At 40.1% G+C, this 15,641-nt stretch carries 13 protein-coding genes; 7 read left to right on the forward strand and 6 right to left on the reverse strand.

From position 1 onward, the window contains the following. Positions 1–10 precede the first annotated feature (10 nt). From Q7674_RS06530 to Q7674_RS06550, 5 genes are read right to left on the reverse strand one after another with little or no spacing between them, the layout of a single operon-like run. Positions 11–1,189 (reverse strand): toxic anion resistance protein, encoded by a 1,179-nt coding sequence (locus tag Q7674_RS06530; RefSeq protein WP_045064287.1) that lies wholly within the window; start codon positions 1,187–1,189, stop codon positions 11–13. A gap of 10 nt (positions 1,190–1,199) precedes the next feature. Then, entirely contained in the window at positions 1,200–2,000 is an 801-nt protein-coding gene (locus Q7674_RS06535) for a hypothetical protein (protein ID WP_045064289.1), read from the reverse strand. An 11-nt stretch (positions 2,001–2,011) separates the two neighbouring features. Continuing rightward, positions 2,012–3,538: a phosphate ABC transporter substrate-binding/OmpA family protein gene (locus tag Q7674_RS06540; RefSeq protein ID WP_045064291.1), complete on the reverse strand. Its 1,527-nt coding sequence runs from the start codon at positions 3,536–3,538 to the stop codon at positions 2,012–2,014. Positions 3,539–3,555: 17 nt separating this feature from the next. Further along, the gene (locus tag Q7674_RS06545) at positions 3,556–4,329 is read right to left on the reverse strand and encodes a vWA domain-containing protein (RefSeq protein ID WP_305422128.1); all 774 of its coding nucleotides are present in this window, start codon (positions 4,327–4,329) and stop codon (positions 3,556–3,558) included. Between the two features lie 9 nt (positions 4,330–4,338). After that, positions 4,339–6,054: an ABC transporter substrate-binding protein gene (locus Q7674_RS06550; protein WP_107229623.1), complete on the reverse strand. Its 1,716-nt coding sequence runs from the start codon at positions 6,052–6,054 to the stop codon at positions 4,339–4,341. A gap of 421 nt (positions 6,055–6,475) precedes the next feature. Here Q7674_RS06550 and Q7674_RS06555 point away from each other — a divergent pair, with 421 nt between their 5' ends. The 4 genes from Q7674_RS06555 to Q7674_RS06570 all read left to right on the forward strand — a co-directional run bounded on the left by Q7674_RS06555 (position 6,476) and on the right by Q7674_RS06570 (position 11,456). After that, positions 6,476–7,039, forward strand: coding sequence for an outer membrane protein (locus Q7674_RS06555; RefSeq protein WP_237155823.1), 564 nt, complete (start codon positions 6,476–6,478; stop codon positions 7,037–7,039). 468 nt (positions 7,040–7,507) lie between these two features. Beyond that, positions 7,508–8,458 (forward strand): transaldolase, encoded by a 951-nt coding sequence (gene tal, locus Q7674_RS06560; RefSeq protein WP_008988710.1) that lies wholly within the window; start codon positions 7,508–7,510, stop codon positions 8,456–8,458. A gap of 81 nt (positions 8,459–8,539) precedes the next feature. Further along, positions 8,540–10,534, forward strand: coding sequence for a transketolase (gene tkt / locus Q7674_RS06565; protein WP_023935390.1), 1,995 nt, complete (start codon positions 8,540–8,542; stop codon positions 10,532–10,534). Between the two features lie 607 nt (positions 10,535–11,141). Further along, positions 11,142–11,456, forward strand: coding sequence for a hypothetical protein (locus Q7674_RS06570; protein WP_023935392.1), 315 nt, complete (start codon positions 11,142–11,144; stop codon positions 11,454–11,456). A gap of 97 nt (positions 11,457–11,553) precedes the next feature. Here the strand turns inward: Q7674_RS06570 and ribD are convergent, their stop codons facing one another. Next, positions 11,554–11,994 (reverse strand): bifunctional diaminohydroxyphosphoribosylaminopyrimidine deaminase/5-amino-6-(5-phosphoribosylamino)uracil reductase RibD, encoded by a 441-nt coding sequence (gene ribD, locus Q7674_RS06575; protein ID WP_045064297.1) that lies wholly within the window; start codon positions 11,992–11,994, stop codon positions 11,554–11,556. Positions 11,995–12,186: 192 nt separating this feature from the next. On the opposite strand from ribD, the gene Q7674_RS06580 reads away from it, so the two are divergent. The 3 genes from Q7674_RS06580 to Q7674_RS06590 all read left to right on the forward strand — a co-directional run bounded on the left by Q7674_RS06580 (position 12,187) and on the right by Q7674_RS06590 (position 15,522). Beyond that, on the forward strand, positions 12,187–12,492 hold the full coding sequence (locus tag Q7674_RS06580; RefSeq protein ID WP_045064299.1) for a hypothetical protein: 306 nt from the start codon (positions 12,187–12,189) through the stop codon (positions 12,490–12,492). 351 nt (positions 12,493–12,843) lie between these two features. Next, the gene (locus tag Q7674_RS06585; protein ID WP_045064300.1) at positions 12,844–14,169 is read left to right on the forward strand and encodes a peptidoglycan DD-metalloendopeptidase family protein; all 1,326 of its coding nucleotides are present in this window, start codon (positions 12,844–12,846) and stop codon (positions 14,167–14,169) included. A gap of 300 nt (positions 14,170–14,469) precedes the next feature. Further along, the gene (locus tag Q7674_RS06590) at positions 14,470–15,522 is read left to right on the forward strand and encodes a succinylglutamate desuccinylase/aspartoacylase family protein (RefSeq protein WP_008988704.1); all 1,053 of its coding nucleotides are present in this window, start codon (positions 14,470–14,472) and stop codon (positions 15,520–15,522) included. Positions 15,523–15,641: the final 119 nt, after the last annotated feature.

The raw sequence follows: 15,641 nt of genomic DNA on the forward strand, positions 1-15,641 counted from the left end.
CCTTTTAGCTTTATAATTCAATTAACTGAGACAGATTACTTTGAATTTCTTTACCTTTTTCAGCATCTTTAATGCGATTTTCCATCTGCTCGGTTAAATGATCCATTTCCAAAATAGATTCCGCCATTTGCGGCAGTGCTTTCACACGGTATTGGCTAATATCATTTAATGCGGCATTGATATTAGAAAACGCTTGTTTAAGCTTAGTAATATCTAACTGACTTTCAGAGGCTTGTTTTTGAATCGTCACCCCTTGATCTCGAAGTTGCTCACTGGTTTGTAAAATCAAATCATTGGTTGTTTCATTGACCGCTTGCGTTGCTTTTAAGAGCTTCTTTTGATGTTGCAGAGCAATAGACATCACTGATGCTGTTTCAAGCGCAGAAACCGTAACGTTAATAGCACGATCAACACCACGAATAAGTTCACGGTTATTTTGCATGATCACCTCTGTAGTGATCACTGCTTGCTGGTTCACAGCTAAAGTTTGCTGTAAGTCCATGACACGCTGACGCAATGGAAATAGTACTTGTTCTTGTAAAAACTTAACTTGGCTTTCAGCTAAGCTTTGCGTCTCAAGCGTTCCACTTACTTTGGTATCAAGTAGTTGACCAAAACGAACATAATCTTCTAATAAAAACGTCAGTTCACGATAACGAATTTGATCATCTTCTAGCGTGATATTGTCACGTTGTAATTGCGCTTGCCCGCCACGAAGTGATTGCACAATGTCTTTGATCACCCCTTCTGCTGTTTGGTAACGAGCAAACCATTTCGCAATAGGCGTACCGATAAAAGGAAGAAAGCTCAATAATCGACGGATAGTTCCCATCGTAAAATCGGTACGATTAGGGTTAACCGCATTCACTTGCTGTTGCAGATCCAACAAGCTTTTCGCCGTTCCGCCGCCATCTTGCGCATCATCGACTAAAGTATGTAACGGAGTTTTCAATAATTGGCTGCATTGCGCTAACTGACGACAACTATCTTCGCCCAACGATGAAATTAAATTAGCCATATCACGTTGTTCAGTAAGATCCCGCTCACCAATCGCCAATAGCGCAGTTAAGGTATCTTCAACTTTACGGGTTATTTTGTCACTTGATTCTGAACTAGAAACAGGGATATCTAATGTCTTTTTTACAGTATCAGGTGTCGCTAATATTAATGTCGTGTCTTGTTGTGCCATTTTTCTATCCTTAACGAGTACTGTATTTTTGTGCACGTTGAGCAAGTAGACGTAACTCTTCCATCGCAGTTTCAAGCTCCATGCCCTGCTGCGAAGAAATTAATGATAGTTGCGTCGTTACACGATCAAGCTCAGTCATCGCTTGCTCGTTTTCCGTCAATACGGTGGAAATATGTTGCTGAGATTGTTGGTAGATCTCGACACGCTTTTGCAGCGCATCCATTTGTTGTTCAATAAGAGGAGATGATTCTACCGACGTTACTCGCTCGGCTTTTAAGCTCTGTATTTGTTGATTAATGTGCGCATAATCAATACCAGATAACGCTTTAGCGCTGACTACTACGGCTCGAAGATTATCGAGAGCACCAACAAAGACCGCTTCAGCCATCGTTAAATAACGTGAATACGCCAACTCATCTTTATTTAATTTGCTATCAAGCACATGCTGAAAGGCGGCAAACTTTCGGCTTAACTGCTCAAGCTGTTTTAACGCATCGGCTTGCTTGATCTCATTTAATGCCTGTTGTAGATCAGCCAGTGCTTGTTCACGCTTTAGCAATAAAGAACGGTGATAATGTTCAACAATCTCTAACGCATGATGCTGATACTTAACTTGATATCCCCAACATATTTTCGCAAAACATACGGTGCCAGCAGTAAGGCTGATGCCCCAACTTAAAACACTGCCATCAAACAACACGCTATACACAGTTCCGACAACAGCAATCACACCGCTATACAATACGCTCGGTGCTTGAATGCTTTTAGAAATAACCTGTTTTCTTATTGCTTCAGGTGAAAGAAGATCCAAAATAACTCCTTTTAATAGGTCTCACTTAACAGTGCGATTTCCACTCGCATTAACCTATTGGCATAACGACGCTGACTTTCCCCGCTTAATCGCTCAAGCGGCTCCTTGCTACCTTTGCCTATTGCGTGGATACGGCTCGCTTCAAACCCCAACTCATTGACTAAATAATGTTTCACAGCTTTAGCTCGTTGCGCAGAAAGCTGCTCATTTAATGCTTTGTCACCACGTAAGCCAGTATGGCCTTCAACTAAAATCCTAAATTTAGGGTAATGCGTTAAGCTTTCAGCCGTTTGTTTAAGTTGTTTTTTTCCGTTTGCAGTCAGTTGATCACTACCACTTGAGAAAATGACAGGCCGTGTTTTTAAGGTGCCAATTTCAGACATGTGAGACCACTGAAGATCCGTTAATGCCTTGAACGATAGTGATGTTGATAATTGCGGGTTTTCTTGCAGACCTAAGTTATTCAGTGTCTTTGCTACTGTTTGTATTGGTAGCGAGTTAATCAATCGATAAGGATCGTTATCAGGTAACCATTGCTCCGCTTTGCCAGAAGTATCGTTAATCACACCAATCGTGCTTTCAATCGTATCTATCAACAATTGCTGCTGACTAAACCATCCCTGTGTATTACCTTTTAGCCCAACCCATTCCACACCATTAAGTAATTGCTTCACTTGTTGCTGTGGTAAATCCGTAACATTCTCTAGCTCGTTAACCAATTCAGATGGATGATCACGATAATATTTCAGCACTTTAAAATAGGTTGCTAAAAGCGAATCTAACTGCTCGGGTTTATTTTTAATGAAGGTTTTATTAGCAAGTAATACATCTACAATTAAGTTTTTAGTCTCTGCTGTGCTGATAACTGTCGTGAAATTACCTTTAGCAAGTGCGGTTGATACATCCGGTTCCCACAACACCGCAACATCTAATTTTCCCTTTAGCAGTTGCTCTAACGCGTTACTTGAACCTGATGTGGGGATACGATCAATATGGCTTGCTTTAAAAACATCTAAGTCAAAATGCGAAGAAATAGCTCGAAGCAAAAACTCACTAGGCGAGTCTTGGGTATAACCTAACGATAAATCTTTCGCTTTTTTTAAGTCATTTATTGATTTAACTGCATCACTGTTAGCAACAATGACATCACCACCTTTTGATTCATCGATTACTGCTACAATGCTGGCAGGATAACGAAAATCATGCCCTGCCGTGATATAAGCATCAACAGTAGCAACCGCTAAATCAAGCTCACCTGTTTCTAACCCTTTCATGCGCTTTAAATAGTCAGCACCATCATCAATACATGACAGACGGTAGCCTTCACGACGCATTAAACGACGCATCTCTTTAGAACAAAGTGGATAATAGCCAACCCAGTTATCAACCCCTATCGTAATATCCCCTTTTGTTCCTCGGGCATCAGAGGTATCGGCATATAAATGTTCATCAATATGCGGTTGCATAACTTTGTAGCCAATCAATGCCAATACACCAGCCACTAAGATAAAGAGAGCAATTTTGCTGTGCTTTTGCATCCTTTCCTCTTTATGACTTAATTAAAGCTAGAGACATCAAATTGCGCAGATTCAGCAAGCACACTCTGCAAACCTGCTAATAACTTCTCAGGGTTATTGGCAGATTGGTAATAAGTGATCCCTTCCGCGTTCAGTGCATGTCGATTGCCGATACAAAAGCCAATAGTATGAATGGTCACAGGCGAGTTTTGATAAATACGGCTAATGGCAACTTCCGGCTCTTCACCTACACTCGCATCACCGTCAGTCACGATGACGACATTATATTCACCATAACCTAATTGCTTTTCCGCCTGCTTTTCTAATGCGGTGTACCCAGATGTTAATGAGCTTTTTAGCGGTGTCGTCCCGCCTGCTTTCACGTCATAAATAGCTTGTTTTAATGTCGCACGATTATTGATACCTAATGGCACTCGTAGCGATGAATCAGCATTATCAAAGACATATAAACCAACATTCGCATCTTGTGGAATATCATTAATAAAGGTTTGCATCGCTTCTTTAGCGGCAACAATTTTTCTCTGACCATTACCACAATTGGTATTATCCATCGAACCACTACCATCAAAGATCAATAAATAGTTCGCCGCTAACCAGTTATCACTCGATGAGGTTTGAGTATTATTCAGCGTCGGCCAATTATTTTTTAATGCATCAAAACCATAACCAGTTGAGACAGCAAGCAAACTCGGTGCAGACACTAACTGTTGTGATGTCGGCTTATCTTTCATGCTCTTATTAATAAAGAACGCCGCTAATCCGACGCATATAAATAAAGTAAATTTATTCATGACCAGCCCCTATAATGGTTGGAATACATCAGATTCAGCTTCAAGCTGAATAATTCGAAACACAACACGCATATTTGAACGCCATTCAGCTTCAGTTGCTGGCGCACAAGGATCGCCACCGCACATGCCTGTTTTAGGATTACCAAAACCGTGTCCAACAAGAGCAAACTGACTTGAATCAAGTGCTACGCCTTGATCTGTTGCAAATATCAGGACACTTTCTTTTACGCTCTGCGCTCGTGACAGGCTGATATTGCGATTCGATTGCTTAATGCGGTTAAGCACCACACCAGTTTCGCCTTTTTTCTTTGAGCGTAAGTATTTAAGCGGATCACTATGTCCTTCCACAGTGATCACAGCGCCACCATAAGTTGAAGCAAGCTCAATCACTCGTAAGAACTCTGACTTATACAGTTGCGGATCAAATTTGTTTTGGTTCGGTTGGAAAGCAACTTCAAAAGAAAATAGCTCGCCATCTTCTAATGAATTCTGTTGCTGTTTTTTAGCAACGACCGAAGCAACACGTTCGCTGTTAAATCGTGATTTGTTACTGAATGCCACATCAGCCCCTAATTGAGAAAAATCCCAATTGGCTAATAATGGCAGTTGCGTAGCTGATGTAAGCCCAAGCGTTTTTAGTGTGCTTTGTATTTCTTGGCTTACTTTAGTGATATTTCGTGGGTAGGCTTTATCGGTAAAAAGTTGTTTATTTGCATTAATGCCTAAATGCTCAGCATCTGCGTAAAGACCTTTCACATCTTCATGAGCGTCTGGGGAATCTAATAGTAAATCTGCTGAATATGTCAGTAACGGTGTTACCTGCGCACTAGTGTTAGCGGTATTAGTGAATAATGTTTTTACTTCCGCTATTGCTGTATTTAACGCTTTTACAAAATTCATCACTTCAGCACGATGACTTTTAAAGTAATCAGCACGAACAGCATACACATCTGCAATAACTCTGTTCGCTGTCTTTGTTGACATCAATATTTTGGCGCCTTTCACCGAATCCTCAGCGCCCGTTCCCACCGTGCCGCCAGATGTTAACGCTAATGCATCCGGCAAAATAACAAATACCGCATCAACATCAACTTCGTATAAGGCACTAAATGGACTGTTGTCTGTACCTGTCAGATCTGGCAGCCATTTAATCGTGACATCTGAAGGTGTGAGTCCTGCATCTTTTAATACCGCTCCCATATAATCGACATGCGGTCCATAAGCTTGCAAGGCGATTGTTTTCCCTTTTAGATCGGCAACCGTACGAATATTTGGCTTCACTACTAACGCATCACCACCCGATGACCATGATAATTGATGAATTATCACAGGCTGTACAGCAGGTTTATTGGCAAGTAGATCCGACGCGGCATTAATCATGCCTAATGTGCCACGTAAGTAAGGAGTTTGACCTGATAAGTAATGAGAAAGCTGATCTGAGAATGTGTCATTACGCTTTAACGTATATTTCAAACCATAACTAGCAAAAAGAGAATCTGCTGAGGTTATCGCTTGGCTGCCATTAGCATAAATCGTATTAATATCAGCCCCCCATGTAATAACAGGTAGTGCATGGGGTTGATTTTTTACCGAAGATACAGGGGTAGTGATCAACTGTTCTAGAGGAATGGGGTCTATATATTTAGGTTTAGCAACAACATGTGTTGATGTAGCAAACACTATTAGCGCAGCAAAATAGCTAGCATATCTCTTCATCAATCCCATTTTTATCCCTCATAACAGCTAATCAAATGCACAACGTCCTTTTGAGTAGCAGATACGATACCGAATAAAAAATAACCTTCAGGTATGTAGCACGAGAATAATGTTAAATTGCGATTGATTTCATAGTAATTAAATGAATCTTTTTATCATTTTCATAAATATTCAAGAAAAGACGCCAATATAGCTATTAAAACCATAAAAACAGTCAGTTTATTCAAATTAAATGCCCTATTTCGCTAGAAATGTAAAAGCACAGTCCGAGTAATGTTAGCTTAACGTCAAACCAAACTGTTCAATAAAACACCTTACAAAACACTGACATTCACCACCTGAATACATCATATTCTCCTCATCGCAGTCAGTGATGCCCAAGAGTTAGAGTATTAACTCCTGGGTACAAATATGAATAATAAAGGAAATTATGATGAAAAAGATTCTATTACCATTAGCACTTGTTCTTACAACAGCATCTGGTGCAGCACTTGCCGATCAGACTGGTCCATACGTAGGTGCAAGCCTTGGTAATGCAACAACGGATCTTAAAGCAGATAATTGGGATTATAACTACGACGAAAATGTTGTTGCATACGGCCTATACGGTGGTTACAATTTCACTGAAAACCTTGGTCTTGAAGCAACACTAGGCCAAACTGGTGAAAAAGATAATATTAAGAAAGGTTACGCGACTCTGACTCCTCGCGTAATGATGCCACTTAACGATCAGTTCTCTCTATTTGCTAAAGCGGGTGTTGCTTACGTAGCGGCAGACGGTAACTGGCAAGATATTGAGAGAGCTCACATTGATGTTGATGGTTGGGGCTGGACAGCAGGCGCAGGTGTTAACTTCGCAGTTGCTGAACACGTAGACGTACGCGCAGGTATCGACTACCTATCTACAGATCTAAAGAACGCTGATAACGATAAAGATTTAAACCTAGATTCAGAAACAACAATGTACTACGTTGGTGTTAACTACAACTTCTAATCAATTAGTTGTAACTAAAGATAAGCCATTAGCGAGAGCTAGTGGCTTTTTATTATATTATATACCCTCTCTTTGTATCCCCTTTATCCAACACTTCGTGCATTTTGCTTTTCTTTTAACCAATCCTAATAGCAATAATGAACATTTGATCAAAAAAAGGATCATATGTTCACAAATAAAAACAACTCAGATAATAATAAAAAGCAATTAAACACTACTAAGTAACGATAATCACAGTTTTTATGAGATCTAAACGTGATTTATTCGCATTTTGAATTGACAAAAAACCTTAAAAAGACAATTATCGATTTATCAAATGCTCTCACACAAACCATCCGCTCATTAGGCGTGTAAAAGGTTCTGTATGAAGACGTTAAGAATAAGTAATAATTCTTTTGAGCATGACAGCATTTCACGTTATAAATAGTGGCTGGCATGGCATAAGCCCTATAAACAAGGTCAATAGATATGAGCACAAAATTAGAACAGCTACGCGCACTAACAACTGTTGTTGCAGATACTGGTGACATTAAAGACATCACAAAATACCAACCAGAAGATGCGACGACTAACCCTTCATTGATCTTAAAAGCAGCGCAAATCGCTGAATACGCACCTTTAATCGAAGCTTCAATTGCTTACGCAAAAGCACAAAGCAGTGATAAAGCACAACAAGTTCAAGACACTTGTGACATGCTTGCTGTAAACATCGGTAAAGAAATCCTAAACGTAGTACCTGGTCGTATTTCTACAGAAGTAGACGCACGTCTTTCTTACGACACTGAAGGTAGCGTGGCAAAAGCTCGTCAGCTAATCAAAATGTACAACGATGCAGGTATCAGCAACGATCGTATCCTGATCAAGCTAGCTTCTACTTGGGAAGGTATCCGTGCGGCAGAAATCCTAGAGAAAGAAGGCATCAACTGTAACCTAACGCTTCTATTCTCATTTGCTCAAGCACGTGCATGTGCTGAAGCAGGTGTTTACCTAATTTCTCCATTCGTTGGTCGTATTATGGACTGGTACAAGGCGAAAGAAGGCCGTGATTTTGCACCACAAGAAGATCCAGGTGTGATTTCTGTAACGAATATCTATAACTACTACAAAGAACACGGTTACAATACCGTGGTTATGGGCGCAAGTTTCCGTAACACTGGTGAAATTCTAGAATTAGCAGGTTGTGACCGCTTAACTATCAGCCCACAACTACTTCAAGAGCTAGAAGAAGCGCAAGGTGAAGTTGTTGAGAAACTAAAAGCAGCAACGGAACTGAAAGATCGTCCAGCAGCTATGACTCATGCTGAGTTCCTATGGGAGCACAACCAAGATGCAATGGCTGTTGAAAAACTAGCTGAAGGTATTCGTAATTTCGCGATTGATCAGGGCAAACTAGAAGCAATGATCGCTGAGCGTCTGTAATTACAGAAATAACTATTTCAGAAAGCGGCCTTAAATGCCGCTTTCTTAAGTTTAAAATTCAAATATTTTGGTGGAAACACTATGGAACATAAAATGTTAGCGAATGCTATTCGTGCGCTAAGCATGGATGGTGTACAACAAGCAAATTCTGGTCACCCTGGCGCACCTATGGGTATGGCTGATATCGCTGAAGTACTTTGGCGTGGTCACATGAACCACAACCCACAAAACCCACAGTGGGCTGATCGCGACCGTTTTGTACTATCAAACGGCCACGGTTCAATGCTTATCTATTCGCTACTTCACCTAACAGGTTACGATCTATCTATCGATGATCTGAAGAACTTCCGTCAACTTCACTCTAAAACACCAGGTCACCCAGAGTACGGTTACGCGCCAGGTGTTGAAACGACGACTGGTCCTCTAGGTCAAGGTATCACTAACGCGGTAGGTATGGCGATTGCTGAAAAAGCAATGGCTGCACAATTTAACCGTGAAGGTCATGACGTTGTTAACCACCACACTTACGCTTTCCTAGGCGACGGCTGTCTAATGGAAGGTATCTCTCACGAAGCATGTTCACTTGCAGGTACTTTAGGTCTTGGCAAACTGATCGCTTTCTGGGATGACAACGGTATTTCTATCGATGGTCACGTTGAAGGTTGGTTCACTGATAACACACCTGAGCGTTTTGAATCTTACGGCTGGCACGTAATTCCTGCTGTTGATGGTCACGATGCAGCAGCAATCAACGCAGCAATCGAAGCAGCAAAAGCTGAAACAGACAAGCCTACGCTAATTTGTTGTAAAACAATCATCGGTTTTGGTTCTCCTAACAAATCAGGTTCTCACGACTGTCACGGTGCTCCACTAGGCGCTGATGAAATTAAAGCAGCACGTGAATTCCTAGGTTGGACTTACGGCGCATTTGAAATCCCAGCAGAAATTTACGCTGAGTGGGATGCAAAAGAAGCAGGTAAAGTGAAAGAAGCAGCATGGGATGAGAAATTTGCAGCATACGCAGCAGCTCACCCTGAACTAGCAGCAGAATTCAAGCGTCGTATGAACGGCGAACTACCAGCGAACTGGGATCAAGTAACATCTGAAATCATTGCTGATCTTCAAGCTAACCCAGCAAACATCGCTTCTCGTAAAGCATCTCAAAACGCACTAGAAGCATTTGGTAAGCTACTACCTGAATTTATGGGTGGTTCTGCTGACCTTGCGCCTTCTAACCTAACCATGTGGTCTGGCTCTAAGTCAATCACACCAACAGATGCATCAGGCAACTACATTCACTACGGTGTACGTGAATTTGGTATGACTGCAATCATCAACGGTATCGCACTACACGGTGGTTTCGTTCCTTACGGTGCAACATTCCTAATGTTCATGGAATACGCACGTAACGCAATGCGCATGGCTGCGCTAATGAAAGTGCAGAACATCCAAGTTTACACGCACGACTCAATCGGTCTTGGTGAAGATGGTCCTACGCACCAACCTGTAGAGCAAATTGCTTCTCTACGTCTAACACCAAACATGAGCACATGGCGTCCATGTGACCAAGTTGAATCAGCAGTAGCTTGGAAATACGCTATCGAGCGTAAAGATGGTCCTACATCGCTAATCTTCTCTCGTCAGAACCTAACGCAACAAGATCGTGATGCAGCACAAGTAGCTAACATCGCGAAAGGTGGTTACGTTCTTAAAGATTGTGAAGGTAAGCCAGAGCTAATTCTTATTGCAACAGGTTCTGAAGTAGGTATCGCAGCAGAAGCTTACGCACAGCTAACAGCTGAAGGCCGTAAAGTTCGTCTAGTATCTATGCCAGCAACAGACCTATTCGACAAGCAAGACGCAGCTTACCGTGAAAGCGTACTACCTTCTGACGTAACCGCACGTGTTGCTGTTGAAGCTGGTATTGCTGATTACTGGTACAAGTATGTTGGTTTTGATGGTCGTATCATCGGTATGACATCATTTGGTGAATCAGCACCTGCTGAAGAACTATTCAAAATGTTTGGTTTTACAACTGAAAACGTTGTAAACACAGCAAAAGAATTACTAGCATAATATTGCCTTTAATAATAAAAAGCCGAGCTAAATAGCTCGGCTTTTTCTTTTCTATCAAAAAATTACCACTCGAAATGTTACATTTTTAATTATTGTTTACATACATTCACGTGAAGTAACTCTTCTCCATTTACTTCAAAACGCAGCTTTAAATGCCCTTCATCAGACAAATCTTTGATTAATTTAATCCCTTAACCAGCAAAACGCTGACTAATTAATTCGTGTATATCATTGATTAAATTAACTTTATCTTCACTAGATAAGACTGATTGTGATGATGATTTATAAGTATTAAAAAACATAAACTAAGCTCTAAATAAACTTTAATTCACCATAGATAAAAAAACTCATCTATTCCATCTTTAATTTTATAAATTATGTAAATATTGATTACTTGATTAAAACGGTTAGTTAAATATCAAAAATGGAATATTAATCTAAAGGAAAGCTTTAATTAATATACCTATTTTTTCATATCAGCAATTACCAAAAATAAAAAGTTTGATCATTAAAAATGTCTATTGTTGATAATAAAAATAAGCGTAAATTAAATCGCATAGACAGACACCAACTTATTTTTTAACGCTGTTTATCAAAGGATTTAGATATGCCACATTTCAATAGCCAAGAGCACAAAGGTTCACAAAAAGGTCACCAACACGGTGCTGAATTTGAACATGAAAAAATGGAACGTCGTTACGATGATGGCGCAGAGCATAAACATAATCGTGACCACCACGAATTCCGTGAACACGAGAAAAGTCATCCACATACACAACATGGCGGCGCTCCAGTAGGTCATAAACACCCAGAGCAAACTCACCATAATCGCCATGAACATGATGAGCATCGTCACCATAAAACTAAAGAGCATGATCATAAAGAATCATCTCGTGAACATCACAAAACTTCTTCTAAATAATAGTTTTGCTTTCTATCTTTTTGATTAGAGATAAGAATAAAAAGCCCAATTAATACGTCTTTACGGCTTATTAATTGGGCTTTTTTATTAAGTTGCATTAATTTCGGATTAAATACGGCTCTATAAAGTCCAGGACTTCGTTTTCACACAATCCTACTTCCACTTCAACACCAGCTTGCTCTAGCACCGCAATACCTTTTCCACTATTACGTGTATCAGGATCTAAAGTCGCAACTACAACTTTCTTGATCCCTCGTTCAACCAATGTGTGCGCACAAGAAGGTGTTCTTCCAACAAAAGAGCACGGCTCTAGCGTTACATACGCTGTAACGTCATCTAAGCTTGCACCATAATTCGCCAATGCCATTGCTTCTGCATGATGATGTCCTGGTCGTTGAGTAAAACCTTCACTAACTATCTGCCCATCTTTCACTAGCACACACCCTACAGGTGGATTTGGACGACAAGCTGGTAATGCCTGATGAGATAATAATAGCGCTCGCATCATAAATGCTTGCTCTTGATGATCGCCGCTCATAACTCTATACACCTATATGAAAAAACAATATCTAAATGAGTGAATAAAAATATCATGGCATGATTCAACACACTATTTAAAAATTCTATTCAAATTTTGTTTTTATTATGAATGAAATATGAATAGTGGAATCACTCTTTATTCAGTCAGAATAACGTTTACTGTCTGCGTCTTAATTCTGAGAGGAAGACAATGAAACGTGTAATCACAGGTCTAATTCTATCGTTAGCACTGCATTCACTATCCGCATTCGCTATAACGCCATCATCTCCCCACTCAACGAATATTATTGCTGAGAACACTATTGAATATCTTGACCATACTCATCGACTCAATCATGTACAGCAACAACAAAGTACAATGCTAACATCGATTAATAACAATAATTACCTCTTAACCAATGGGCATAAAGAAGGTCATATAGAACAAAAACGAGTAGAAGAAACCCGTATAAATCGGACGAACGCACGCTATAGAGCAGAAAAAAAGCATAAATAATGATTTCAGCCCAAGTATTGTTCTTTGATAACCTCAATACTTGGGCTATTAAATCACTAAGTCACTGAGATTAAATATAGAAAATGATTTAATTTCAACCTGAACGAACCGTCGAAACTTTTTATAAAAAATAATGTGTTTAATTTATATAGAAATATAAAACATCGTAAAATAAGTCATATTTTCAAGATATTATCTAATTTTATTAAAAATACAGTAAACAATTAGTGCTTGTAGTTTTAATTCATTTACGGTTCAGAAAAGCTATGTTTTCATACAAGCTCACAAAAATAAGCTAGTGCATTTAATAAGCACTCACTAAAAATAAAATCAGACGAGCATTCAAAGTTTATGTCTACGTTTAAAACGACAATTTTGAGCAAATTTATTAATTCTCGATATATTACTCTGGTAGGAATTTCGCTTCTTACCGTAGCAGCGGCGTTATCTATCAATACATCAACAACACAACATAAGCCAACTCAAGTACAACTACCCATTTCAAACACACCTGAAGTTGTTCTGAAAGCGCTATCACCAAAAGAAATGAAAAAGACGGTGGAACTACCACCAAGCTATGAATATAAGATCCAAAAAGGCGACACATTAAGTGAGATCTTCGCTCGTTTATCTATTCCTTATTCAACCATTCAAGACATCATGAAAGCGGACTTAAATACGCTTCAAATAGATAAACTAAAACCAGGTAACACATTACGTTTTTGGATTAATGAAAGCGATCATAAGCTCAACAAACTAGAACTTGAATTTAGTTTGGCTCAGCGCATTGATTATATTAGACAAAAAGACGGTAGCTTTGATGTAAAAGAAATCACCTTACCTGGTGTATGGCACGAATCCGTAGCAACAGGCAGTATTCATGGCAGTTTTACCGCATCTGCACGCAAAGCAGGATTAAGCCACAGCGAAATCCAAGAAATCATGTCGCTGCTGAAAGATAAAGTAAATTTCAATCGCGATCTTAAAGCTGGTGATTTTTTTGAAGTCGTAACTAAGCGTAAATATATTCAAAATCATCTGACGGGTGATAGTGAGCTACAAGCGATCCGTATTTATAACGGTAAGAGTTTAATATCGGCTTATCTACACTCAGATGGTAACTTCTACGACCAAAATGGTGAAAGCTTACAACGTGCCTTCCTTCGCTATCCATATCCAGCGTCGAAGCACTTCCGTATTAGCTCACCGTTTAATCCAAACCGTGTGCATCCAGTAACGGGACGTCGCCAACCTCACAATGGTGTCGACTTTGCAACACCATCAGGTACACCAGTATTAGCAACTGGTGATGGTGTCGTAACATTGGTTACCAATCACCCTTATGCGGGACGATATGTAGTGATCAAGCACAGTGCTAACTACAGCACTCGTTATCTTCACAATAGCCGTATCTTAGTAAAACAAGGGCAACATGTTAAACGAGGTCAAGAAATTGCATTATCAGGTCGAACAGGACGTGTAACAGGACCACATATCCATTACGAGTTCTTGATCCGTGGTAAAGCGGTAAACCCGATGACGGCGAAAATTCCACTAGCAGCTTCTGTTCCTCATAAAGAGAAGAAAGAATTTGAGTTGCAAGTCGCGCAATATAACAAGCTGATGAAACAAGCACTGGAAACCGACAAAAACCAAATTGCTATTGTAAAAAAATAGCACTTTAACCACTCCCCCTGTAAAGAAGCACTGTCAGTCTAATGGCAGTGCTTCTTTATTTTCCATAGAAGCGTTTAATCCTATTGTTACCGTTAAAATGCTTTCTGATAACAATCAAGAATACATTTGGAAACATATTGTTTGTTAGATGCTGTAAAAGTGTGATCAAATTATCTATTTATAAATTCGATTTACGCTTATTCTTTTTGCCATTGTATGCGCCATGATTGACCTGCTTGTGTTATCGGCATCCAACACCTTTTCTACCTTTATATAGACTACCGAATACAGGAAATATCTATGGCTAAGAAAACGCCTCCGTTTGAATTTGCAGGCCTTACTATTGAGGCTGGTAAACATGTTAATTGTGAATTAGAAATCGCGCGTCTTTATACGCATTCACCACTTTCAGTTTCCGTTGATGTGCTTCACGGTAAGCACCCAGGCCCAGTGCTATTAATTAACGCAGCTATTCATGGTGATGAATTAAACGGTATCGAAGTGGTTCGCCAAGTGATCGATAAAATCGATTTAAACAAACTACACGGTACTATTATTGCGGTACCTGTGGTTAATGTGTTTGGCTTTATTCATAAATCACGTTACCTACCCGATCGCCGTGACTTAAACCGTTGTTTCCCAGGTTCAGAGCGAGGCTCAATTGCTGGTCGTATGGCTTACCAATACTTTAACCAAGTGGTACGTCGTGCAACTCATGTTGTTGATTTACATACCGCAGCTATCTACCGTACTAACTTGCCACAGATCCGCGCGAACCTTGATAATCCATTAGCAAAAGAGATGGCAATGGCATTTGGATCACCTGTTGTGGTCGATGCAAGTTTGCGCGATGGCTCATTACGAGCAGCTGCTGAAGCATTTAACATACCCGTGATCACATTTGAAGCAGGTGAAGCGTTACGTCTTGACCCACATGCAGTAGGATCTGGCGTTCAGGGCGTACTTAAGGTGATGCGCCATTTAGATATGCTACGCACTAGCCGTAGTAAAAAAGTTATTGAACCAATGGTGCCAAAGGCAACCCGTTGGATCCGTGCCGACTATGATGGCTTGCTTCGATCCCATGTGGCCTTGGGTGAGAAGGTGTCGAAAGACCAGGTCATCGCCACAGTTAGCGATCCGGCTGGCAGTAGCGAAGTATCCGTTATTGCCCCACAAGGCGGGATCGTAATTGGTCAACAGACATTACCATTAGTTAATGAAGGTGATGCTATTTTCCATATCGCATTCTTTGAAGAGCCAGATGGCCTTGTCGAAGAGCAAGTGGAGAACTACTTAGGTGAAGCCATTGAAGAGCTTGATGATGACCTTAAATGGGGTATGACAAACTAAGCTTTGTCTAAGTAAGAAATAAAAAGGGAAAGCTGACATCAGCTTCCCCTTTTATTTGAACGTTAAAAAAGCATAAATAAAAAGGCTAAGTGCGAACACTTAGCCTTTCTTATTAAATA

The sequence above is a fragment of the Photobacterium leiognathi genome (genome assembly GCF_030685535.1).
In the GTDB taxonomy this organism is placed as follows: domain Bacteria; phylum Pseudomonadota; class Gammaproteobacteria; order Enterobacterales; family Vibrionaceae; genus Photobacterium; species Photobacterium leiognathi.

Bases quoted from the DNA above. Each gene is read 5' to 3' on its own strand.
- tal (WP_008988710.1), top strand. From the start codon at position 7,508: ATGAGCACAAAATTAGAACAGCTACGCGCACTAACAACTGTTGTTGCA.
- Q7674_RS06555 (WP_237155823.1), top strand. From the start codon at position 6,476: ATGATGAAAAAGATTCTATTACCATTAGCACTTGTTCTTACAACAGCA.
- Q7674_RS06540 (WP_045064291.1), bottom strand. From the start codon at position 3,538: ATGCAAAAGCACAGCAAAATTGCTCTCTTTATCTTAGTGGCTGGTGTA.
- Q7674_RS06590 (WP_008988704.1), top strand. From the start codon at position 14,470: ATGGCTAAGAAAACGCCTCCGTTTGAATTTGCAGGCCTTACTATTGAG.
- Q7674_RS06585 (WP_045064300.1), top strand. From the start codon at position 12,844: ATGTCTACGTTTAAAACGACAATTTTGAGCAAATTTATTAATTCTCGA.
- Q7674_RS06580 (WP_045064299.1), top strand. From the start codon at position 12,187: ATGAAACGTGTAATCACAGGTCTAATTCTATCGTTAGCACTGCATTCA.
- Q7674_RS06545 (WP_305422128.1), bottom strand. From the start codon at position 4,329: ATGAATAAATTTACTTTATTTATATGCGTCGGATTAGCGGCGTTCTTT.
- ribD (WP_045064297.1), bottom strand. From the start codon at position 11,994: ATGAGCGGCGATCATCAAGAGCAAGCATTTATGATGCGAGCGCTATTA.
- Q7674_RS06550 (WP_107229623.1), bottom strand. From the start codon at position 6,054: ATGGGATTGATGAAGAGATATGCTAGCTATTTTGCTGCGCTAATAGTG.
- Q7674_RS06570 (WP_023935392.1), top strand. From the start codon at position 11,142: ATGCCACATTTCAATAGCCAAGAGCACAAAGGTTCACAAAAAGGTCAC.
- Q7674_RS06530 (WP_045064287.1), bottom strand. From the start codon at position 1,189: ATGGCACAACAAGACACGACATTAATATTAGCGACACCTGATACTGTA.
- tkt (WP_023935390.1), top strand. From the start codon at position 8,540: ATGGAACATAAAATGTTAGCGAATGCTATTCGTGCGCTAAGCATGGAT.